At 46.1% G+C, this 21,110-nt stretch carries 18 protein-coding genes; 12 read left to right on the forward strand and 6 right to left on the reverse strand.

The window, feature by feature from the left end; translation table 11 throughout:
• Position 1: 1 nt before the first annotated feature.
• Complete coding sequence (gene arsB / locus RIG68_RS05540; protein ID WP_350119611.1) at positions 2 to 1,063, forward strand: ACR3 family arsenite efflux transporter; 1,062 nt, start codon at positions 2 to 4, stop codon at positions 1,061 to 1,063.
• 85 nt (positions 1,064 to 1,148) lie between these two features.
• A complete protein-coding gene (locus RIG68_RS05545; protein ID WP_152001639.1) occupies positions 1,149 to 1,601 on the forward strand; it encodes a hypothetical protein in 453 nt (150 codons plus the stop codon).
• Positions 1,602 to 1,725: 124 nt separating this feature from the next.
• Here the strand turns inward: RIG68_RS05545 and RIG68_RS05550 are convergent, their stop codons facing one another.
• The 3 genes from RIG68_RS05550 to RIG68_RS05560 all read right to left on the reverse strand — a co-directional run bounded on the left by RIG68_RS05550 (position 1,726) and on the right by RIG68_RS05560 (position 7,225).
• Positions 1,726 to 4,536, reverse strand: coding sequence for a TonB-dependent receptor domain-containing protein (locus RIG68_RS05550; RefSeq protein WP_350119614.1), 2,811 nt, complete (start codon positions 4,534 to 4,536; stop codon positions 1,726 to 1,728).
• A gap of 235 nt (positions 4,537 to 4,771) precedes the next feature.
• Positions 4,772 to 6,043 carry a beta-helix domain-containing protein gene (locus tag RIG68_RS05555; RefSeq protein ID WP_350119617.1) on the reverse strand — a complete coding sequence of 424 codons (1,272 nt, stop codon included), beginning with the start codon at positions 6,041 to 6,043 and terminating at the stop codon, positions 4,772 to 4,774.
• A 195-nt stretch (positions 6,044 to 6,238) separates the two neighbouring features.
• Positions 6,239 to 7,225: an AAA family ATPase gene (locus RIG68_RS05560; protein WP_350078651.1), complete on the reverse strand. Its 987-nt coding sequence runs from the start codon at positions 7,223 to 7,225 to the stop codon at positions 6,239 to 6,241.
• A 275-nt stretch (positions 7,226 to 7,500) separates the two neighbouring features.
• On the opposite strand from RIG68_RS05560, the gene RIG68_RS05565 reads away from it, so the two are divergent.
• From RIG68_RS05565 to RIG68_RS05575, 3 genes are all read left to right on the forward strand, one after another.
• Positions 7,501 to 7,788 (forward strand): hypothetical protein, encoded by a 288-nt coding sequence (locus tag RIG68_RS05565; protein ID WP_152001635.1) that lies wholly within the window; start codon positions 7,501 to 7,503, stop codon positions 7,786 to 7,788.
• Positions 7,789 to 7,790: 2 nt separating this feature from the next.
• The gene (locus tag RIG68_RS05570) at positions 7,791 to 8,315 is read left to right on the forward strand and encodes a GNAT family N-acetyltransferase (protein ID WP_350119621.1); all 525 of its coding nucleotides are present in this window, start codon (positions 7,791 to 7,793) and stop codon (positions 8,313 to 8,315) included.
• Positions 8,316 to 8,403: 88 nt separating this feature from the next.
• Positions 8,404 to 8,928: a DinB family protein gene (locus tag RIG68_RS05575; RefSeq protein WP_350119624.1), complete on the forward strand. Its 525-nt coding sequence runs from the start codon at positions 8,404 to 8,406 to the stop codon at positions 8,926 to 8,928.
• A 42-nt stretch (positions 8,929 to 8,970) separates the two neighbouring features.
• Here RIG68_RS05575 and RIG68_RS05580 read toward each other — a convergent pair whose 3' ends face one another.
• Complete coding sequence (locus RIG68_RS05580) at positions 8,971 to 9,726, reverse strand: NUDIX hydrolase (RefSeq protein WP_350119627.1); 756 nt, start codon at positions 9,724 to 9,726, stop codon at positions 8,971 to 8,973.
• 108 nt (positions 9,727 to 9,834) lie between these two features.
• Between RIG68_RS05580 and RIG68_RS05585 the strand changes: the two genes are divergently transcribed.
• The 6 genes from RIG68_RS05585 to RIG68_RS05610 all read left to right on the forward strand — a co-directional run bounded on the left by RIG68_RS05585 (position 9,835) and on the right by RIG68_RS05610 (position 17,072).
• Positions 9,835 to 11,724 (forward strand): glycoside hydrolase family 3 protein, encoded by a 1,890-nt coding sequence (locus RIG68_RS05585; protein WP_350119630.1) that lies wholly within the window; start codon positions 9,835 to 9,837, stop codon positions 11,722 to 11,724.
• 3 nt (positions 11,725 to 11,727) lie between these two features.
• Positions 11,728 to 12,507 (forward strand): carboxylesterase family protein, encoded by a 780-nt coding sequence (locus RIG68_RS05590; protein WP_350119633.1) that lies wholly within the window; start codon positions 11,728 to 11,730, stop codon positions 12,505 to 12,507.
• A 95-nt stretch (positions 12,508 to 12,602) separates the two neighbouring features.
• A complete protein-coding gene (locus tag RIG68_RS05595) occupies positions 12,603 to 14,087 on the forward strand; it encodes an acyl-CoA synthetase (protein WP_350119636.1) in 1,485 nt (494 codons plus the stop codon).
• Between the two features lie 9 nt (positions 14,088 to 14,096).
• Positions 14,097 to 14,222 (forward strand): hypothetical protein, encoded by a 126-nt coding sequence (locus tag RIG68_RS05600; protein WP_339785459.1) that lies wholly within the window; start codon positions 14,097 to 14,099, stop codon positions 14,220 to 14,222.
• Between the two features lie 5 nt (positions 14,223 to 14,227).
• On the forward strand, positions 14,228 to 15,745 hold the full coding sequence (locus tag RIG68_RS05605; RefSeq protein WP_350119639.1) for a sodium:solute symporter family protein: 1,518 nt from the start codon (positions 14,228 to 14,230) through the stop codon (positions 15,743 to 15,745).
• Between the two features lie 103 nt (positions 15,746 to 15,848).
• The gene (locus RIG68_RS05610) at positions 15,849 to 17,072 is read left to right on the forward strand and encodes a hypothetical protein (RefSeq protein ID WP_350119642.1); all 1,224 of its coding nucleotides are present in this window, start codon (positions 15,849 to 15,851) and stop codon (positions 17,070 to 17,072) included.
• Positions 17,073 to 17,075: 3 nt separating this feature from the next.
• Here RIG68_RS05610 and RIG68_RS05615 read toward each other — a convergent pair whose 3' ends face one another.
• Positions 17,076 to 17,753: a GIN domain-containing protein gene (locus RIG68_RS05615; RefSeq protein WP_152001627.1), complete on the reverse strand. Its 678-nt coding sequence runs from the start codon at positions 17,751 to 17,753 to the stop codon at positions 17,076 to 17,078.
• A 160-nt stretch (positions 17,754 to 17,913) separates the two neighbouring features.
• Between RIG68_RS05615 and RIG68_RS05620 the strand changes: the two genes are divergently transcribed.
• Positions 17,914 to 19,908: a monovalent cation:proton antiporter family protein gene (locus RIG68_RS05620; protein WP_350119644.1), complete on the forward strand. Its 1,995-nt coding sequence runs from the start codon at positions 17,914 to 17,916 to the stop codon at positions 19,906 to 19,908.
• On the opposite strand, the gene RIG68_RS05625 is transcribed toward RIG68_RS05620, so the two are convergent.
• Positions 19,909 to 20,874: a calcium/sodium antiporter gene (locus RIG68_RS05625; RefSeq protein WP_350078671.1), complete on the reverse strand. Its 966-nt coding sequence runs from the start codon at positions 20,872 to 20,874 to the stop codon at positions 19,909 to 19,911.
• Positions 20,875 to 21,110 lie beyond the last annotated feature (236 nt).

Raw genomic sequence — 21,110 nt, forward strand, 5'->3', positions numbered from 1 at the left:
AGTGAACGCACAAAAAAAGAAGCTCAGCTTTCTCGACAACTACCTTACTTTCTGGATTTTCCTGGCCATGGCAGTGGGAGTGGCCCTTGGGTTCTTCCTTCCTGAAAGCCCGGGCTTCATCAGCTCGTTCAGCAGCGGATCCACCAATATCCCCATTGCCATCGGGCTGATCCTGATGATGTATCCACCCCTGGCCAAAGTTGACTACAAGCTGCTGCCGCAAGTGTTTCGCAATGTCAGGATTCTTTCCATATCACTTATACTAAACTGGGTGATTGGGCCGGTACTGATGTTTGTGCTGGCCATTTTGTTTTTGCGGGGCTACCCGGAATACATGGTGGGGCTGATCCTGATCGGCCTGGCCCGCTGCATTGCCATGGTGCTGGTGTGGAACGACCTGGCTGAGGGCAGTGCTGAGTACGGAGCTGGCCTGGTAGCCCTCAACAGCATCTTTCAGGTGTTTGCCTACAGCTTTTATGCGTGGATCTTCATCACCGTGCTCCCTCCTTACTTCGGCTTCCAGGGTGCTATTGTCGACATATCCATTGCCACCATCGCCGAAAGCGTAGCCATTTATCTGGGCATACCCTTTCTCGCAGGGCTGCTCAGCCGCATCGTTTTGGTAAAGGCAAAAGGAGAGGCCTGGTACAAACACACATTTATCCCTACCCTGGCCCCCATGACGCTGATTGCGTTGCTTTTCACCATTGTGGTGATGTTCAGCCTCAAAGGCGAGATGATTGTGGAGATACCATTGGATGTGCTGCGCATTGCCGTGCCGCTGCTGGTGTACTTTGCCCTGATGTTTATCATCGGCTTTTTCTTCAGCAAGGCCATGGGTGCGGAATACGACAAGAACGCATCGATTGCCTTCACCGCTGCCGGCAACAACTTTGAGTTGGCCATTGCAGTTGCCATTGCGGTGTTTGGGCTCAATAGCGGCCAGGCCTTTGCCGGAGTGGTAGGTCCGCTGGTGGAAGTGCCTGCACTGATTCTTTTGGTGAAGGTGGCGTTTTGGCTGAAAAAGAAATATTACCCGGCTGCCCCCTCTAAAGGTTCGTGAAAAACAACCATCGGTTATTCATAAAACGGCCAAATATTGGGCGGGCCAGGTCGATTAGTTATTTTCGCAGCAAAGCAAACATAACATGAACAAGACTATTCTTTTTTCCGGGTTGCTATTTTTTACCCTGATTGGTTGCAAACATAGGGTAGTTGTAGACGCCCCGGCTATTTTAAGACACTCTCCTGAGGAAGTAGAGGCTATTTTAGGCAAGCCAGACAGCACCTATGCTAGTGAAACACTAGCTGGCCCAGCTCTTGCGCAGCATTTTAAGATGTATAATGTGGAGGTGGAGTATGTTGACAACAAAGCCAGCTACATTTCTGTAAAAGGCCCTCATGGACTCCCTTTTTCAGAAGAAGCACTAGAGGCTTTCAATGCAAAAGCTTTGGGTGAACCCACCAAATCGCCGGACGAGAAGGTAATGAGGTGGATAAAAATGCAGGCCCCTATTGAAGCCATTAGCTTCGCAGCCACTCACTACGACAGTCTGCAAAATGTAGACAACTTTACTGTTACTATCATCGGAAGGAAATAAGCAGGCCTGCTGTTAGAAAGAGCCTTAAACGAAAAAAGGTAGCACATGCTCCCTTCTTTCGTTTTCTTTTGCCCCTATTTTACCATTGCCGGTTTAGCAGAAAATCGCTGTGCTCGATATGGAATTAGAATGTATAAGTATATTTCAAAGAGAAAAGCCTTTGAGGCATATACAGAGAGAACAACTCCTCCTCGTCACCAAACTTATACACTTGCTGATCTTTTGCGTTGAGAAGGTTCTTCGCAGTAAAGCTAAGTGCCGACTGGCGGTTTCCTCCAAACTGCTGTGTCACATTCAGGTTTAAGCTATTGAATGGCTTTTGGTAAACGTCTGGGATATTAGATATGCCGATGAATGTGATCGTTTCGCCCTGCACATTGTAAGACAAGTTTGTAGAAAAACCAATTTCATCATTCTGATACAAGAGGTAAGCGTTTACGACATAAGGCGATTGGCCGGTCATTTCTCTGTAAAGTTTTACAGAAGATGCATCACCACCTTTGTAGCTCACTTCGCTGTCGTATTCGGTTTGCCCTTGCTCACTTACAGTTACTGTTTTTCTGTTAACTCGTGAGGCGACAATCGACACGTTGGAGCCTATTGAGAAGTTCTGCAATGCCGGAGTGATAAAGCTCAGGTCTTTTCTTACTTCAAACTCAGCACCATACACCCGGGCTTCGCCCACATTCCTTGGCTTTAGCTGACCGGGATTGTTAGGGAAGAAAACCAGTGCGATGTGATCAGTAAAGTCTTTATAAAAAACTGAGGCCGACACCATTTCGCCTGGAGTGAAGAAATACTCCCACCTCAAGTCATAGTTGAGTATTTGTGCTTGCTTCAGATCCAAATTACCAGAGAATTGTATCCTGGTGATAGGGTCTTCGATAAAGGCTGAAGACTTCTCCTTGAAAGATGGCCGTGCCAGTGTTTTATTGAATGACGCTCTCAGGTTCATATTCTCTTGAAGCGCATAAACAAGGTTCAGAGAGGGCAGCAAGTTGGTTTTGTCTAAAGTTTTGGTATTGTCCTCAAGCTGGCTGGAGTTGTCCTCGTTTAGCCTGACCCCCGTATAAAACATCTTAACGTTTTCAACCCTCACGCCATATATCGACTTCAGTTTGCTCGTGATGTTCATTTCGTTCATCAAATAGGCTGCATAAATCGACTGGAAGCCGTCGTAGTTATTGTATGCATTGCTATTGTTCTGAATGTAGAGTCCACCCGGGTTTTCTGCGGAATAGAGGTTCGGTTCTGTTAGCAACCAATTTGGATCATTCTGTTCTACCCGAAAAGTAGAAATTGGAGCATAGTTAAAAGAATTAACTGTAAACTCTCTCCATTTGAAGGCAACCATTCCCCCAGCTTTCAGCTTATTGTTGTCATTTAACTCGTAAGTCACATCAGCCTTAAAACTTTCATTCGTTTCCTTCAACTCCCTCCAAAACCTGTTTATGGTTCCGCCATTCTTGAATGCGAATTCTCCGTCGTCTTCGTTGATTCTGGTATCACGATAGTCCGGATCGGTAATTCCTGAAAATAAAAGTGAGTTAGTCCAATCTACTCTTAGTCGGCCAAACTGATGCTTGCCATACAGGATGTTGTTGGTCATTTGGCGTTGTGTGTACGCCAGGATATCATTGTGGACAAGGGTTGGATTGTTCAACGTAGTAAAGTCTATTTCTCTATCCAGCGCTGTATTTACCCCATTCTGGGTGCGGAATATGTTGGTTCCAATAGTATGATTGTCCACTTTGGCAGCCAGCGTTCCCAAGGCACTCCAAAGAACACTATTGGTGCTCAAATCACCTCCAGCAGTGAAGTCCCTTTCAAGGCTTACATCAGCTGAAGTACGATCCTTTTCAAAACGTTTTCTTGTAAAACCTTCGTAGAAGGTATTAGTATTGGTGTAGTTGAATATCGCATTATAGCCCCAGGTCACTTTGTTTCTCTGCACCTGATTGCCATGCGACAGAGAAAAGTTGGTGTTCATGAAGTTGGTAGACCGGGATGTTCCCAGAAGAGGTGAGAACTTCTTTGTTGTTTCTTCTACAAAGGAATTAGGCAATGTTGGAATAGAAGCGCTGGCTGATATTGGAAGCGCTCTTGCTCCATTGTCCCAACCCAGCACATCTGTAGATGAGCCTTTGTAAGACACAGCGTTACTATTGAAGTGCATGGCTGGGTTGTAACCAAAGCTCAAAGATGCTGAACTGGTTTTCTCCTCAGGGAATGCCTTTGTCTGAATATTTACCAAACCACCTGCAAAGTCTCCAACAAGATTAGGGGTAAATGTTTTGTAAACAATCACGTTCTCCAGGACACCAGTTGGGAATAAATCAACCTGAACGTCATTCCTATCTGGGTCGAGGCCAGGAATGATCATCCCGTTCAGCGATGTCTTTGTGTACCTGTCGCCCAGGCCACGTACGTACACATACTTATCGCCTTGAATAGTCACGCCGGTTACTCTGTTCATGGCCGAAGACAGGTTGCTATCGCCTACTCTTCTGAAAGATGCGGATGAGATGCCATCCATGGTGTTGATAGACTTCTTTTGAACAGCCAGCAAACCAACGTCATTGTTTCTGATTACTTCGGCAGTAACAACTACCGACTCAAGTTCCGTTACATCCTCGCTGATAGGAATGTCGAGCGTAGTAGTTTGTCCGGCAACGATTTCAACGCCCTCAATAGTTTTGGACTGATAAGAAACGAATTGCACTTCGATGGTATGGGTACCAGGCTCAAGGCTCAGTGAAAAGTTGCCATCAAAATCGGCGACTGCACCAGTAGTGGTGCCTTTCTTAATAACAGCCGCCCCAAACAATGCTTCACCGGAGATTTCATCGTAAACTTTCCCTCTTAAAAACCCGGTCTGAGCAAATGCCGACGAGGAGATACAAACCGCCAGCGCAACAATAAAAAACTTCTTCATAAATAGACTCAATGTTAATTCAGCCGCAAATTTAGACACAAGAGGAGGCACAACTGGTTAGGGGAACTTTATCAGTTTTTTAATAAAAAGATCAAAACTTGGGAATTTGATAACACTATGGTAACACTGGGTCGTTGGGGAATTCTCGTGGAAACAAAAAAGGTAGCCGTGGCAAACCACAACTACCATTTTCAGTACGAGTCTTATTTATGAATTATCTTTGCTTCGGTACCTGTTATTTGAAGCTATCAGTGTAAATCTCAAATGCAGAAGTCTTTACCTTCGAGAAAACCAACGATCCGTCCGCTGTATTCTTCGACGCATCTTCAGTTTGCTCGTAAGTTGCTACGTCAAACGCAGCTGCCAATTTCACTTTTCCATTTTCAAACACAACGTTAGTAATAGTCCCTTTGGCTTTAGCTTTGAAGTCACCAGTAGTAGTTTTGTCACCAAGCCCCTTGATAGTGCCATTTTTAATTGTGAATGACTTATCCAGGCTACCTTCTCTGCCGTCGATCTCAAGTCCTTCATCTGAACCACCGTCTACATATACAACGAAGTTATCGACAGTTCCTGCATAAGATTGGTCAACGTCCAAGGCATCATCACCAACTGAGTAGATAAGCACGTTCTTTACATTAACAGTTCCGCCAAAAAACTCGATGCCGTCGTCAGAGTTGTTATATACTTCGATGTTCTCGATGGTAGTACCTGTGCCAACGCCGCCCAGTGTCAGACCATTGATCTCACTTCCTTCAGCTATCTCTGCGCCACCGTGACGAATAGACACATATTTGATAACACCTGAATTATCATCAGCAGCAGTTCCCCCATATCTGCCATTTGTATCAGCTGCATCCACACCTTCTATTTGAGGATCTTCAGTTTTGGCACTTACAGGAGCCTTACCGAGAACAACCAATCCACCCCATTTTGTATCTTCGTCAGTCAAAGTAGTACCTGAAAGATCGCCAGGCTGAATGTCGTCGTCAGTTGACGTCATAATAATTGGCTCCTCAGCAGTTCCCTCTGCCATGATTTTACCACCTCTGGCGATCATAAGCACAGCAGCATTTGCACCACTCAATTCTGCGTTTCCCTTTATAATTGTACCCGCTTCAATTGTTAGTGTTACTCCGTCAAGTACAGTAACACGGGTATCAAGCTGGTATACGTTCCCTTTTGTCCACTCTGTATCTTCTTCAATATTGGCCGCAACCTTTACAACTGGCGCAGCTGCTGAAGGAGAACTTGGTGTTTTGTCGGTTCCACCGAGAAGTCCCTTCACTGAGGATAACGTCCAATCGTCAAATACAGAATCGTCGGTAGCACCCGTTGCAGATGCGTCTGAAGTAGCTTTGGCATCAACTGCCGCCTGAGCAGTGGCAATTGCTTCTGCCTGAAGCTCTTCTACAGTTTTTTCTGGCTCTGGCTCATCGTCGCCGCCACATGATGAAGCGAACACTAAAATGCCCGCCATAAAAAGTAATGATAAGATCTTGTTCATGATTCAACTTTGTTTTTTGATTTCAAAAGTCTTTGAGCCGCAAAGTTGAGCACTTAATGTTAAAAGGGAGGAAAAGCGATGTTACGATATGATTAAACTAATTTTAAAAAAATTACCCCTGCGTGACGTTTGTTAACAATGTGTTACGACGCAGGGGTAAATCAATGTGGGCGCAGCAATAAGCTATTGAGTCGCTTATTTACCAATAGATACTTTGTTGAGCAATTCTTTGACGATCTGCTGAGTAGTAATTCCATCAGCCTCCGCCTCATAGTTAAGAAGAATACGATGGTTGAGCACGTCGCTGGCTATTTCCTTAATGTCTTCCGGCAATACGTAATCTCTCTCATCGAAGAACGCAATCGCCTTGGCTGCCAGGTTCAGGTTGATGGAAGCTCTCGGAGAAGCGCCGAACTGAATGTAGCCAGCAAAATCTTTTAGACCATTGTCGGCGGCAGTTCTTGTGGCAAAAACAAGTTCGACAATATATTTCTCAAGGGATTCTGAAATGGAAACCTGATTGATTTCGTCACGAATAGCGAAAATGTCCTCTTTGGAAAGCACGGTATCCACCTTAGCATTAAAGCTCATGTTGGCCATGCGGCGCATGATTTCAAGTTCTTCGGCCTTCGTAGGGTATTCAATATTTACTTTCAGCATAAACCTGTCGACCTGGGCCTCTGGTAGCGGGTAGGTGCCCTCTTGCTCCACCGGGTTCTGTGTGGCCAGCACCAAAAAAGGCCTGTCAAGGTAAAAGGTAGTTTCGCCAATGGTTACCTGCTTTTCCTGCATGGCTTCCAGCAGCGCTGATTGCACTTTAGCCGGCGAGCGATTCACCTCATCTGCGAGGATTATGTTGGCAAAAATGGGGCCTTTTTTCACTTCGAAGTTGGCCTTTTGCTGATTGTATATCATTGTACCTACCAAATCGGCAGGCAGCAAATCCGGAGTAAATTGTATCCTCTTAAAATCGAGATGCAACACATTTGCCAGTGTATTTACGGTAAGCGTTTTTGCCAGTCCGGGCACACCCTCCAGTAGAATGTGGCCGTTGGTAAATAGCCCTATCAAAAGCCTGTTGATCATATATTCCTGACCCACAACTACTTTTCCGACCTCACTTATTACCTTTTTTATTTTCTCCTGGTGCTCTCTCTTAAGATCTGTTGTCGATGTTTCCATTATGCACGAACTTTTCCTGGATGTAAACTACGTATTGTTGAACTTTTGGCTCTTTAACGAAAGGCTAAGTTACCTCAACCCTTGCTACATAAACAAACATGGTTTACGTGGAAGTGTTAATTAATGTTAAAAGCGGTTATAATATTGAAAGCGATAGCTTTGGCGAGTCGCTGTAACAACCAAGTGACTGGGTTTTCAGTATACCAGATTTGATTCATTTTTTTGTTGACAGCCAGTCAATGAACGCATACTTTCGAGGCAAATAAAATGACATTATGACTTTCGACGAATATAAGGTATCGATACAGGGAGAAGCTCCCCCAGTAAACCTGAATGAAGAATTAAAAGGGCTCTGGTGGGACGGAAAGGGCAGCTGGGACAAGTCGCACGAAACGGTTCAGGACTTGGAAAGCGAAAACGCCGCCTGGGTGCACGCCTATCTTCATCGCAAAGAAGGTGATATTTGGAACGCCGACTATTGGTACCGAAGAGCTGGTAAAGTAAGGCCAGCAACTACCCTTGACCAGGAATGGGAGCATATCGTTAAAACTTTGCTGGACTGAACATGAGTAAAACTACCTCATTCAAAAGAGTCGGGACCGATCAGGCAGAGACCCTGCTTGACATAGCAGAGCTAACCTTTCGGGTGGGCTTCCAGCACCTCAACGACCCGGACGATTTTGAAGCCTATATGGCAGAGGCCTTTTCACTGCAACAAACGAAAAAGGAACTGGACACCGAGGGGTCGGAGTTTTACTTTGCCATGATGGGCGGGGAGGTTGTCGGTTACATCAAGCTTAATCACGGCGCAGCGCAAACAGACATCGCTACGGAGCCAGGCATCGAACTACAGCGTATCTATGTTATGCCAGCACATCAGGGAAAAGGAATAGGGCAACAGCTGCTGGACTATGCCATCAGCATCGGCAAAGCGGGGCGGTTCCCATACCTTTGGCTGGGCGTGTGGGAAAAAAACGATGGCGCCATCCGGTTTTACAAGCGACACGGTTTCCTCCAATTCGGCAGTCACACGTTTATGTTGGGAAACGACCCACAAACCGACCTGCTAATGAAACTGCCACTTAACTGACCTTAAAAGGCAACTTTTAAATATCGGGGAGCTTACCTTAATACCTGAAAAAGACGTAATTTCATCCTCTTACTAAAACCCTACAACCATGAAAAAGAATCTTTATCTAACGCTTGCGCTACTTGCATTGGTCAGTGGCAGCAAATGCTTAGCTGCAGACCCAGCCTACCTTGTTAAGGAATGGGAAAGGGCCAAGGCCTTCACTTTGGAATACCTGGAGGCCATGCCAGCCGACAAGTATGGCTACAAGCCTACACCTGAGATCAGGTCGTTCGAACAGCAGCTGCTGCACCTGGCGGATGCGAACTTTGGATTTACAGCCGGGATCACCGGAACGGCCAGCCCCATTGAGCGTGGTGGAGCGGAAAAGTCTGCAGGCAAGTCGAAAGAAGTGACGGTAAAAATGGTATCCGACAGCTACGACTTTGTGATTAATGCGCTAAAGGGAATGACTGCGGCTCAGATGGCCGAAACGGTTAATCTCTTTGGAATGGACATGACCAGAGAAGTTGCTTTCGGTAAGGCTTTTGAGCACCAAACACACCACAGGGGTCAAACTACCCCATATATCCGTCTGGCTGGCGCCACTCCGCCGAACGAGAAGTTATTTTAATACTTTTAAAACCTTACTAAGTCTTGTGGCTTAGTAAGGGTTTTACCAGCTCCCTTTCAACCCAATTTTCAAGGCAGCGTTGTATTTCTTTACATCAAAGCTATAGAGATAAGGCGCTTTGTGGGCACCCCCTTTTCTTCTCTCCCCCAGGTCTTTCAAAATGCCATAAGCAAGCATCTTTCGTTGAAAATTTCTTCGGTCCAGTTCTTTCCCCAAAATAGTCTCATACAACTTTTGAAGCTCAGGCATGGTAAACTTAACCGGAAGCAACTTGTGACCAATAGGCTGGTAGTTTATTTGAAACCGTAAAGTGTCCAATGCCTTATCCGCTATCTCCCGGTGATCAAGTATCATGTCGGGCAGCTCATCTATGCTTTTCCACTCGCAGGCGTCGGAAATATCATCAGGCCGGGGACTCGCTTTCGAAAATTCTATCAGGGCATAGTACCCCACGGTAATGAAGCGCTGCAAGAACCAATGATCCTTCACCGGATCACGGCCACTTTGTTTGAAAAGCTCAAGATCCATTTCGTGATCGTGCCTGCCCGGATCACCAAATGTATAGAACTGCTTTAGGAAAATATCCTTCAATCCGGTTCGGTTCTCCAGCACTCTAATCGCCCCCAGATCTATATGCTCCTTCTTCTCTACGAAACCTCCTGGCAAAGCCCATTTGGCGGTGTGCTTCATTTTCAGCAGCAGCACCTTCAGCTCATTTTCGTGAAACCCAAAAATCACACAGTCCACCGACAATCCGGGGTGGTATTTTTCAGCAGCGGTATCTAGAAATTCCGACATTTTCTAATGATTCAATCTGTCCGGCAAATACGAAAAAGAATATTACGTCATTCAAGTTTAAAAAGAAAATATTACATTGCGTCAATATCACACATTAATTTGACGGCTATGCATCACACAACCCCCTTCAAATTTGCTTCGTCACTTATTTTGACTTTGCTGCTCAGCATTTGCTCGTGCAACAGCCCAACAAAAAAGGCTATTGACTACCGTGACCTGAATAAAAACGGCAAAATGGATGTGTATGAAGATCCTTCAGCGCCGGTGGAGGAAAGAGTAAGTGATCTCCTTACTCAAATGACCATTGAAGAAAAAGCCGGGTTAATGTTCATCAATGGCACATTTGTAAATGCCGATGGCACATTGGAAAAACAACCCGGAGCAGAGGGCTTTGCCGCCAGGCTCCCGTCGTCACTGCAATCGATAAACGAAATGAAGATGAACCACTTTAACTTCTGGCAGATTCCCGATGTTCAGATGTTGGCAAGAGGCTACAATGCGATGCAAAAAGTGGCTGAGGGCTCAAGGTTAGGGATACCGGTAACTATTGCATCCGACCCACGCAATCACTTCAGTGCCAATATATTTGCCATGGCGGCCAACTCGTTCTCGCAATGGTGCGAAACGCTGGGTTTTGCAGCGATAGGCGATCCGCAGCTTGTACGCCAATTTGCTGAAATCGCCAAAGACGAATACCTTGCCGTAGGCATGAAGGTTTCGCTTCACCCCCAGATTGACTTGGCCACTGAGCCTCGTTGGCCCCGTATCAGCGGCACTTTCGGCGAAGACGCCGAATTGACTGCCAAGCTGGTTAAAGCATATATCGAAGGCTTTCAGGGAGATACTTTAGGGCCTAATAGTGTGGCTACCATGACCAAACATTTCCCCGGGGGTGGGCCACAAAAGGAAGGGCTGGATCCTCACTTCGAATTTCAAAAAGGCCAGGTATATCCCGGCAACAACTTCAACTACCACCTCATTCCTTTCGAGGCAGCGTTTGAAGCTGGCACTGCTTCCATCATGCCTTATTATGGCATCCCCACCGATCAAACGGATGAGAATGTAGCGATGTCTTTCAACAAAATGATCATTACGGACCTACTGAGAAATAAATATAAATTCGACGGCGTGGTTTGCACTGACTGGGGCCTGATCACCGATGCAAATCTGGGCAATACTGTCTGGCCTGCCCGTGCCTGGGGTGTTGAGAACCTTAGCGAAGAGGACAGGGTGAAGAAAGCCATTGACGCCGGAGTTGATCAGTTTGGAGGAGAAAGTGTTCCCCACCTGGTGGTAAGTCTGGTTAAATCAGGCAAACTGACTGAAGACAGAATTGATGTGTCGGCCAGAAGATTATTGAAGCAGAAATTCCAACTGGGATTGTTTGACAATCCTTTTGTGGACGAGACTAATGTGACACAAGTAATAGGTAAGCCGTCATCAATAGCTGCTGGCGAAGCCTCCCAACGCAGAGCAATGACGCTGCTAAAGAACGACAGCAAAGTGCTGCCTCTTCAAGGCAAACCAAAGATCTTTGTGAAAAACATAGCCGACTCTATTGCAGCCCGCTACGGAACAGTTGTGAAATCCCCCAAAGAAGCCGATTTTGCTATTATCCGGCTAAATACACCATGGGTACCTGTTGAATCCGAAAATTTCATGGCTCGAGGGTTTCATCATGGTGACCTGGACTTTAAGAACCCGGAGAAAAAGGAAATTTTGGACTTGCTAAATACCGTTCCGACTATAGTTAATATCTATCTGGACAGGCCTGCGGTAATCCCGGAAATTAATGCGAAAGCCAAGGCGCTGATTGCCGACTATGGGGCCAGCGACGAGGCCGTTTTGGACGTTATCTTTGGCAAAGCATCTCCTGGTGGCAAACTACCCTTCGAGTTGCCTTCTTCAATGGAGGCTGTGAGGAACCAGAAGGAAGATCTTCCTTATGATAGCAAAGATCCACTGTATACATTTGGTTTTGGCTTATCTTACGAATAGACTATGAACAAACTACTCACCCTGCTAATCCTGACGGCCACATTCACAAGTCGTGCTCAGGACTTCTCACTTTTTGAGAAAAAGGAATTTATCAGTGAAAAAGGAGATGTGCTACCCTACCGAATCCTTTATCCGGAAAACTACGACAAGACAAAAAAGTACCCCTTGGTGCTGTTTCTACACGGTGGAGGCGAACGAGGTACGGACAATGAAAAACAGCTGGTGAATGGCGTGAAAGCTTTTCTGGAACCTGAAAACAGGAGCAAGTTCCCCTGTATCGTCATCGCCCCGCAGTGTCCTGAGGACTCATACTGGGCATCGGTCAAATTTGAAAGAACAAAGTACCCACTGGAGCTTGATTTTAACTATAGCTACGACATCACCAAAGGCTTGCAACTGGCCATTGACCTTACGAACAGTATGGCGAAAAGTGAGTCCGTCGACAGCAAGCGGGTCTACATCACCGGCCTCTCCATGGGCGGCATGGGGTCGTTAGAGGCTGTGTATCGGTATCCGAAAATGTTCGCTGCCATTGCCGCCGTCTGTGGTGGTGCCGACCTCAATGCCTACTCAAAAAAGCAGGCAAAAATACCCTTTTGGCTCTTCCACGGCAGTGTGGATGGCGTGATTGCCGTCGACAATTCAAGGAAACTTAACGAAAAGCTGAAGGAGATAGGAGCCGATGTGCAGTACACGGAGTATCCTGGCATCAATCACAATAGCTGGGAAAATGCCTATGTAGAGCCTGACCTGCTTCCCTGGATGTTCTCAAAAAGCAGGTAGCGCTTACTTTGGTTAAACCAAGTCGCCGCCAACCAGAGGTGAACACTTGTTGGTCGGGTCAATTTTGCTTATGTTGTTAGTCCGGAACCTACTCAATGCTACAACTCTTTCAAAAGGCTAAAATTTACGCTCAGAAAGCTGCCATTGTATCAAATGGCAGTTCGTACACTTACCAACAGCTTCTTTTTGCCTCTCAGCAGTTTGCCACGCTCCTATTAGATGGCGCTTCTGATTTAAAGGAACGACGAATTGCTTTTCTGGTAGAGCCAGGGTTTGACTACGTCAAGGTGCAATGGGGTATTTGGCAGGCTGGAGGTGTTGCGGTGCCGTTATGCACGAGCCACCCTCTTCCATCGCTTCAGTATGTGATTGAGGACACCGAGGCCTCGGTGGTTGTAGTTTCACCGTCGTTCAGGGAAATACTACAGTCCTATGCTGAGACCAAGTCGATCACATTCATTGTGCTGGAACCTGAAAACGACAGCAAGCCAGCTGCACTGCCGCAGATTGAAAAGTCACGCCGGGCTATGATTCTATATACAAGCGGCACCACCAACCTACCGAAGGGAGTGGTGACGACGCATGCTAACCTGGAGGCGCAAATTTCTACACTCGTCACCGCCTGGGGCTGGACTTCTGCTGATCACACACTATGCATTCTGCCACTGCACCACGTGCACGGCATCATCAACGTCGTCAGCTGCGCTTTGTGGTCAGGGGCGGTATGTGAGTTCTTGCCCTCTTTTTCTGCGGAAAAAGTGTTCGGCCTATTTGCAGGCGGCAGACTCAATGTGTTTATGGCAGTGCCCACCATCTATTTCAAGCTCATTACCCATTTTGAAGCGCTTGAGGCAAAAGAACAACAAATGCTCACGGCCGCCATGAACAAGTTTCGGTTGATGGTGTCGGGTTCTGCTGCGCTGCCTGTGTCGGTGATGGAAAAATGGGAAAAGCTAAGCGGACACCGGCTTCTGGAGCGTTATGGCATGACGGAGATAGGCATGGCCATCAGCAATCCTTATGAGGGGGAACGAAAAGCTGGTTTCATTGGGCTACCGCTGCCAGGAGTCAGCATCAGGCTGGCGGATGAGGCAAATATTGAACTGGAAGACACTTCTGCACCCGGCGAAATTCAGGTAAAAGGAGAAAATGTCTTCAAAGAATATTGGCAGAAGCCCGAGGCAACGATGACTTCTTTTACCCCCGACGGCTGGTTCAAAACAGGCGATGTTGCCGAGGTTGAAAATGGCTACTACAAAATTCTTGGCAGGAGTTCAGTGGATATCATTAAATCGGGTGGATACAAAATATCGGCCCTGGAAATTGAAGAAGTGCTTAGAAGCCATCCGGCCGTCAGCGATTGCGCCGTAGTTGGCCTTCCCGATGAAGAATGGGGGGAAATAGTGGCTGCGGCCATTGTTGGTGACTCCTCGCTCGACACTGAAGAACTCACCCCCTGGCTCAAAGCCCGCATGCCGGGCTACCGGGTGCCGAGAAAATACCTGTCACTTCCTGAGCTTCCCCGAAATGCGATGGGCAAAGTGACAAAAAACGACGTGAAAAAGCTTTTCAACATCTAACCCAACACTATGAGCTTCTGGATCAGCTTTCCCTTTTGGATGATGCTTTTACTCCTTGTACTTAATAGCTTTCTGGTTTCCAGCTTCAGCGATCGTATCAAAGACGACGACACCAACAACCCCGTGGGGCACTGATCAACATGGACTACTTATCACAACACGGGCTCACGCTCCTTTTAATTGCCGTTTATGTAGGACTTATTATCTACATCGGCTGGCATTTTCAGAAGAGGGCTTCGCAAAATGTAAATGAATATTATCTGGCCAACCGAAAAATCCCGGGCTGGGTAGTATCCCTGGCTTTTTTCTCTACATTCATTAGCACCAGCACCTACATCGGTCAGGCTGGTGAGTCTTTCAAATATGGTCTTTCCTGGGCTTATGTGGCGCTCTTTTGGGTAGTATTCTGCATGATTTCCTGGCTGGTGATGGGCCCCAGAATGCGCAGTCAGTCCATCCGGCTAAAGTCGGTGACAGTGCCTGACTATTTTCACCTGCGCTACCAAAGCAATCTTTCCAAGAGCATCAGGGTGCTGTCCTCCTTCATTATTCTTTTTGCCACACTCTGGTACATGACCGGCATTGCCAAAGGCGGCGCCAACTTGCTTAATACCGTGCTGGAAGTCGACTATGGTCTTGGTGCGTTTATCCTGATCTTCTTCACCTGTGGCTACACCATGGCGGGCGGTATGTACGGCGTGATGTGGACCGATGCGGTGCAGGGCATCCTCATGTTTATCGTGGCTATCATTATGCTGATTATCCCTTTCTACTTTGCAGGAGGCTACTCACCACTAATGGAGAAGCTCGCCAACCTCGAGCACGTAACGGCTGATGGAAACCCTATTGGCGACGGCATGATGACGTTTGGGGGAGTGGCAAGCATGTACTATATCATTGCCATTGGGCTTACGATAGGCATGAAGCAGGTGTCCGACCCGAAGCTCATTATTCGTTTTTACTCGATCAAAGACAAGGCCAGTATGAAGTTTGCCATGACCTGGACGCCTATTTTTCTGGGCATTTCACTGATCTGCGTGATGTGCGTGGGGGCTTTGGTGCATGTGATGGTGAGTGATGAAGAGGCTGCTTATCTCATCAACAATACGGATGAAGTTGTTGGCGTAATGTTCAACAAGCTCAATAGCCCAACAGTTAGTGGCATTTGTATGATGGGGCTTTTTGCTGCAGGCATGTCCTCGCTAGCCTCTGTTACGTTTATCGCAGGCACTTCTATCGTTAAAGACATCTGGAATATCTGGAAGCCGATGGAGGAGAAGAAAATTGTCGGCCGCACAAAGTGGGCCATGCTTGGCTATTGTGTAGTGGTTTTCCTTTTCACACTGTATCCTCCGGCGGGCGTGGTAGAAATGTCTTCCTTTGCAGGGTCAGTTTTCGCCGCCAGCTTTTTCCCGACCATTTTCGGTGGGCTCTACCTGCGCTGGGGCACCGACATCGGAGCGCTGTCCAGCATGGTTGCCGGCATGGTGGTGAATGTGATCTGGCGCTTCGGAATCCGGTTCAATTTTGAAGGCATGGAACAGGTTCATGAGGTCTTTCCGGCGTTTGTAGTTTCTTTTCTGGTGTACGTGGTGGCTAGCAAATTGACTTCTAATAGGGTACCTGACAAAGAACATTTGAAATTAGTTTTCAGCTAGAGTTTGTCGTAAAGGTATTCATTTACCTCTTCAGATATTTAATAATAAGAACTTTCGTTGAATTAACCTTGTATTTTCTACTTTTGTCTAACATAGATACAGTATGAGAAATAAGGTTTTTTCAATACTAATTTTAGTAACTACGGCTTTTATCATGGCCCGGTGCGGAAATGATATTGAGTCGCCAGCCAAGTCTACATGGGACAAAACTTTCGGTGGAGTGGGCGATGACTTTGGAATTGATATTAAGACTACTTCAGTTGGAGAAATTATTATACTTGGACAAAGTCAAAACTTAGCTTCGGATTCGTCATTTGCAAGAGTCATCAAACTTTCCGCAGACGGCAACATCCTGTTTGATCGAACGATTAAGACCAGAAAATTCTCTGTTCCAAATGGATTGATGCTTAATGCCACTGATGAAATTATTGTCTTTGGCAAAACCTATGATATCGAAGGCGAGTCAAACTCCTATATTCTCAACCTGTCGTCTTCTGATGGATCAATTAACTGGGAAAAAGTTCACGACCTGGGAATCGGCGACGAAATAACGGGTATGATAGGAAGCGAGAATGGAAAGTACCTGGCTGTTGGAAATTTGAAAAATGAAGATGGCGGCTTTTCTGGGGTCGGCTTGCAAATGAGTGTCGTTATAGAATTCAGTTCTGCGGGAGACTTGTTGGGTTCCGGACATTATATTGGCTTGTACGGTCCAGGAATGATTTCGAAAGGTATATCAATTGATAAAAATGACAACTACCTCGTTCTGGCTGCAACATACCCTAGCGTCGTAGAGTATGAAAACGATGCGTACAGAGGTCTTTCATGCGTCTACATGCCGAAAGACCATTTTGGACAAATATATTTCGCATATACTCTCGATTTCGAAATTGAAAACATCACAAATAGTACCGGTTCCTATGTCCAGAAAATGGACGGCTCTGATGTAGCTTTTCTGATGGCTTCAGGTACCAGTGCTGGAGGAGCAAAATCTCAGACCATTCTGCATGAGCTAAACTTATCGTCTTCCGATGATCCAATGAATGCTAGTTTTATTGACATATTCGCCAAAGACCTACTTTTAACTGCCGAAGGAAATTTCATATTAGTTGGCGATCAGGCGTCTACACGAGACCTGGTGGTTAAAAAAGTAGGGCCGGGTTTGATTGAAGAATGGTCTAAGGTATTTGGGGGTAAAAACAGGGACACTGGTAGCGGAATTATCCAGATAGGCGACTACTACTATATCTTAGGCAGCACCGAGTCAGAGGGGGCTGGGCTAAATGATATCTGGATACTTAAGATTGACGCATCAGGAAATTTGTAATGCCTACACCCCAAAATTCACGTACTCGACTTCCCGCTGCTGCTGCAAAGCTTCCTCCGACATGATCACGCCACCACTGCTTGTACTCTTGGTAACTTTGGACGGAGAGCCGTTGTAAATAACTCTCCCATTGTTGGTTGCTTCTATCTCCAGCGACTCTGTTGCATGTATGACGACCGAGCCCTCATCCCAAATCCTCACTTCTGCGCTTTTTGACTCAAGCCCTGACCCATACAGTCTGCCCTTCTCGGCCATCACATGAAGGTTTTCCACTTTACCTTCAAGCTTTACAGTGCCCTTGAGTAGATCCAGGCTCAAACTCTCTCCGTTCACGTGATGCATATAGATGATCGACTCATGTGTCGACTCGATACGGGCCAGGTTAGGGGAACCGAGCTTCAAATTAATCGGGCCAGCCAGAGATTTGCCTTCTTTCGCAGAAATAATCAATGTTTCTCCCAGTAGCTCCCATTTAAGGTTCTCGAAATCAGCCTCAGACACCACTAAAGTGCCATGAGAAGGCTGACTGGCATCCACCTCAATATTGGCCTGAACATCGACAACCAGAGAGGTGTAGTGGCCAAAGTCCTTTTCGTGAGCTACATAATCGTTTGACTGCGCCATAGAGGGCATAACACTCAGAAAGAAAAGGTTGATAAAAAAGGCTGAGAGTAGTTTCATGGTGGTGGTGATTTAACTTCAATATGATCATAACAAACAAAGCGAGTGTCACCCTTGCGTTAATTTATGTCAATTTTTGTCACCAATTGAAACTGAACTATTTCGCACATGCCAACTTCCTTGCCCCAGCTTTTAGTAATTTGCACCCAACAAAACCACTATGCAAATACCGATTCTTACCGAAATAGTCATCATCCTTGGCATTTCCGTGTTGATGATTCTCATCTTCAACCGCTTTAAGCTACCTTCCATTTTGGGTCTTTTGGCTACGGGCATGGTTGCCGGACCACACGGCATGGGGCTCATTCAGGCCTCGCACGAAGTCGAGATGCTGTCGGAGATTGGTGTGATTTTCCTGCTTTTTGTCATTGGAGTGGAATTTTCTTTCAAACATTTAACATCCATAAGGAAAACAGTATTTGTTGGCGGAACTGTGCAGGTGGCTGGCACCATTTTGGTCACATTTGGCATTGTTTACATGTTTGGGCTGTCGTTCAAGGAGTCGATTTTTGCAGGCTTTCTCGTATCGTTAAGCTCCACCGCCATCGTGCTAAAGCTGCTGCAGGAAAAAGGCGAGATCAATACCCCTCATGGCCGCATTGCCCTTGGCATTCTGATTTTTCAGGACATCATTGTCGTTCCCATGATACTTTTTACCCCAATCATAGCCGGTAAGACCGGAAATATTGGCGAAACCATTCTCATTTTATTGCTAAAAGTAGTTGCGGTGGTGGGTCTGGTGCTAATAATGGCACGGTATATTGTTCCAAAACTGCTGTTCAGAGTGGCCCAGGCAAAAAGTCGTGAGCTCTTTATTCTGACGATAATTGTCATCTGTTTTGCAACGGCCTGGCTAACCTCTTCTATAGGTCTGTCGCTGGCACTGGGTGCATTCTTTGCCGGCCTCATCATTTCCGAATCAGACTACAGCCATCAGGCCACTGCCAATATTCTGCCATTCAGAGAAATATTTATCAGCTTCTTTTTTGTGTCGATCGGCATGCTGCTCGATCTCAAATTCCTTTTTGACCACCTTAGCGTTGTTTTACTTTTAACTTTTCTAACACTTTTTGGAAAGGCGCTGATTGCTGGCTTTGGGGCGGTCCTGCTCAGGTATCCCTTCCGAACAGTCATTCTTTCCGGCCTCATGCTCTGCCAGGTAGGAGAATTTGCCTTCTTGTTGTCGGCAACAGGAATCGAAAACCAAATCCTTAGCCCATTAACCTATCAGTATTTTCTCAGTGTGTCGTTGATCACCATGGGACTTACGCCATTCATTCTCAGTTATGCTTCCAAAATTACCGATGTGGTGCATAGCAAAACGCCGAACCCGCTGGTGAGAAAGATTCAGGCACTGTCGTCTGATGTTGAAACAGAAGAGCCTGACGAGCATGAACTGAAAGATCATCTGGTAATCATTGGGTACGGCATCAATGGTAAAAATGTAGCAAAAGCAGCAAGAAAGGCCGCTATTCCATACGCTATTGTTGAAATGAACCCGGCCACTGTAAAACAGGAAAAAGAGAGAGGTGAGCCGATAATGTATGGAGACGCCAGCGACGATGTGATTTTAAGGCATGTTCAGATTCAGTCAGCACGTGTGGTGGTCATCGCCATATCCGATCCTTCTTCTACCAAACGAATAGTCGCTAAGATCAGAGAGTTCTCCAACACGGTGCATATCATTGTTCGCACCCGCTATATCAACGAAATTGAAGAATCAAAAAAGCTTGGGGCTGACGAAGTTATTCCGGAGGAGTTTGAAACTTCAATCGAAATTTTTACCCGGGTACTTCGGCACTATCTGGTTCCCCTAAATGAGATAGAGACGTTTACGCAGGAGGTTCGCTCGGGCAGTTATGAAATGCTCCGCAGCCCGCTGATGAGAACCGAGCAGGCAGCAAAAAACCTCAGCATTCAGGACCTGGAGATGGCATGTGTTGTATTGGAACGGGAGGATAAATCAATCGTCGGAAAAAGCATTGCAGAATCGAGAATAAAAAGCCGCTACAAGCTCTTCATACTGGCCATCCAAAGAGGGCAAGAGCTGCTCACCGACATAGATGGAGACACAGAAATCAAGCTTGACGACAGGCTGTATGTGTTTGGTAAACCCGGTAACATCCTGAAGCTCAATCAGAAGGTAAAGGTTTGACTAACCCCTATAAACAAGGTAAACGATGTAGCCTACATAAAGGAGAACAAACACAATTCCGTTCACCCTGTCAATGGCGTTGCGCCTGCCAGTGGTGAGCGACAAAATCATGAGCGCACTGGCAACAATTAACACCAGAATGTCGGCATTGTTAACCAGAGAAAACTGTAGAGGTTTAATAAAAGCGCTGATCCCAAGTATCCAAAGAAGATTAAAAATATTTGAGCCTACTACGTTGCCAACTGCAATGTCCGTATTGCCCTTATAGGCTGCCATCGCCGAGGTAACCAGTTCTGGCAAAGAGGTGCCAATGGCAACGATAGTTAACCCAATAAAAGTTTGCGACATGCCAAAATACTCCGCCATAGCTACGGCTCCGTCTACCACCCACTTACCTCCCAAAAACAAGCCGAGAATGCCAATGCCAATGTAAAGCACCGACTTTGGCAACAGCATAATTTCCACATGCTCCGTATTTTGTATCTCCTGCTCCTTGTTTTCTCCGGCAATTTTGAAAATATATGCCATAAAAAGTGCGAAGAACACCAATAGTATCAGGCCATCCCAACGACTAATACTTAGTGTTCCAGGGTCGCCAAACAAGGCGGCGTTGGCCAGGTAAGCAACCAGTAATGTGGCGGTCAGTGAAAAAGGTATTTCGGAAAGTACAGTGTTTCTCTGAATGGGTAGCGGGCTAATAATTGAAGAGATTCCGAGAATCAGCAAAATATTGGAAATATTGCTGCCGATGATATTGCCGACAGCAATGTCTGCATTGCCGTCGAGGCTGGCAAAAATGTTGACAATCAGCTCCGGCATGGAAGTGCCGAAAGATACAATCGTGAGCCCAATAATAAAGTCCGAAATATTGAATCGCTTCGCAAGCGAAGAGGCACCTTCGACAAGCAAATCAGCCCCTTTAATTAGTGCTGGAAAACCCAGCACAAAAAGTAAGTACGTTAACATAAGTAATCCAGTTGATGGCTCCCCTGCAGCATATTCCCCACAAAAGAATAATTAAACTAATTCCTCTAATAGTACTAAATACTTGCGTGCGTAATAAAAGTAACCTCCTTGTCAGTTTACAAAAAATTGTTGTGAACCATATCAAAAAACCTCAAATGACCGATTTACGGTAGTTATAGTTGAATTTGAGGTAGTTAGTCCTAAAGATATCATATTGCCATCGAAATACTATGATT

The organism is Imperialibacter sp. (genome assembly GCF_040222385.1).
Taxonomy (GTDB): domain Bacteria; phylum Bacteroidota; class Bacteroidia; order Cytophagales; family Cyclobacteriaceae; genus Imperialibacter.

What these genes read in the sequence shown, in the direction of transcription:
- RIG68_RS05545 (WP_152001639.1), top strand. Translation starts at nt 1,149, where the DNA reads ATGAACAAGACTATTCTTTTTTCCGGGTTGCTATTTTTTACCCTGATT.
- RIG68_RS05550 (WP_350119614.1), bottom strand. Translation starts at nt 4,536, where the DNA reads ATGAAGAAGTTTTTTATTGTTGCGCTGGCGGTTTGTATCTCCTCGTCG.
- RIG68_RS05555 (WP_350119617.1), bottom strand. Translation starts at nt 6,043, where the DNA reads ATGAACAAGATCTTATCATTACTTTTTATGGCGGGCATTTTAGTGTTC.
- RIG68_RS05560 (WP_350078651.1), bottom strand. Translation starts at nt 7,225, where the DNA reads ATGGAAACATCGACAACAGATCTTAAGAGAGAGCACCAGGAGAAAATA.
- RIG68_RS05565 (WP_152001635.1), top strand. Translation starts at nt 7,501, where the DNA reads ATGACTTTCGACGAATATAAGGTATCGATACAGGGAGAAGCTCCCCCA.
- RIG68_RS05570 (WP_350119621.1), top strand. Translation starts at nt 7,791, where the DNA reads ATGAGTAAAACTACCTCATTCAAAAGAGTCGGGACCGATCAGGCAGAG.
- RIG68_RS05575 (WP_350119624.1), top strand. Translation starts at nt 8,404, where the DNA reads ATGAAAAAGAATCTTTATCTAACGCTTGCGCTACTTGCATTGGTCAGT.
- RIG68_RS05580 (WP_350119627.1), bottom strand. Translation starts at nt 9,726, where the DNA reads ATGTCGGAATTTCTAGATACCGCTGCTGAAAAATACCACCCCGGATTG.
- RIG68_RS05585 (WP_350119630.1), top strand. Translation starts at nt 9,835, where the DNA reads ATGCATCACACAACCCCCTTCAAATTTGCTTCGTCACTTATTTTGACT.
- RIG68_RS05590 (WP_350119633.1), top strand. Translation starts at nt 11,728, where the DNA reads ATGAACAAACTACTCACCCTGCTAATCCTGACGGCCACATTCACAAGT.
- RIG68_RS05595 (WP_350119636.1), top strand. Translation starts at nt 12,603, where the DNA reads ATGCTACAACTCTTTCAAAAGGCTAAAATTTACGCTCAGAAAGCTGCC.
- RIG68_RS05600 (WP_339785459.1), top strand. Translation starts at nt 14,097, where the DNA reads ATGAGCTTCTGGATCAGCTTTCCCTTTTGGATGATGCTTTTACTCCTT.
- RIG68_RS05605 (WP_350119639.1), top strand. Translation starts at nt 14,228, where the DNA reads ATGGACTACTTATCACAACACGGGCTCACGCTCCTTTTAATTGCCGTT.
- RIG68_RS05610 (WP_350119642.1), top strand. Translation starts at nt 15,849, where the DNA reads ATGAGAAATAAGGTTTTTTCAATACTAATTTTAGTAACTACGGCTTTT.
- RIG68_RS05615 (WP_152001627.1), bottom strand. Translation starts at nt 17,753, where the DNA reads ATGAAACTACTCTCAGCCTTTTTTATCAACCTTTTCTTTCTGAGTGTT.
- RIG68_RS05620 (WP_350119644.1), top strand. Translation starts at nt 17,914, where the DNA reads ATGCAAATACCGATTCTTACCGAAATAGTCATCATCCTTGGCATTTCC.
- RIG68_RS05625 (WP_350078671.1), bottom strand. Translation starts at nt 20,874, where the DNA reads ATGTTAACGTACTTACTTTTTGTGCTGGGTTTTCCAGCACTAATTAAA.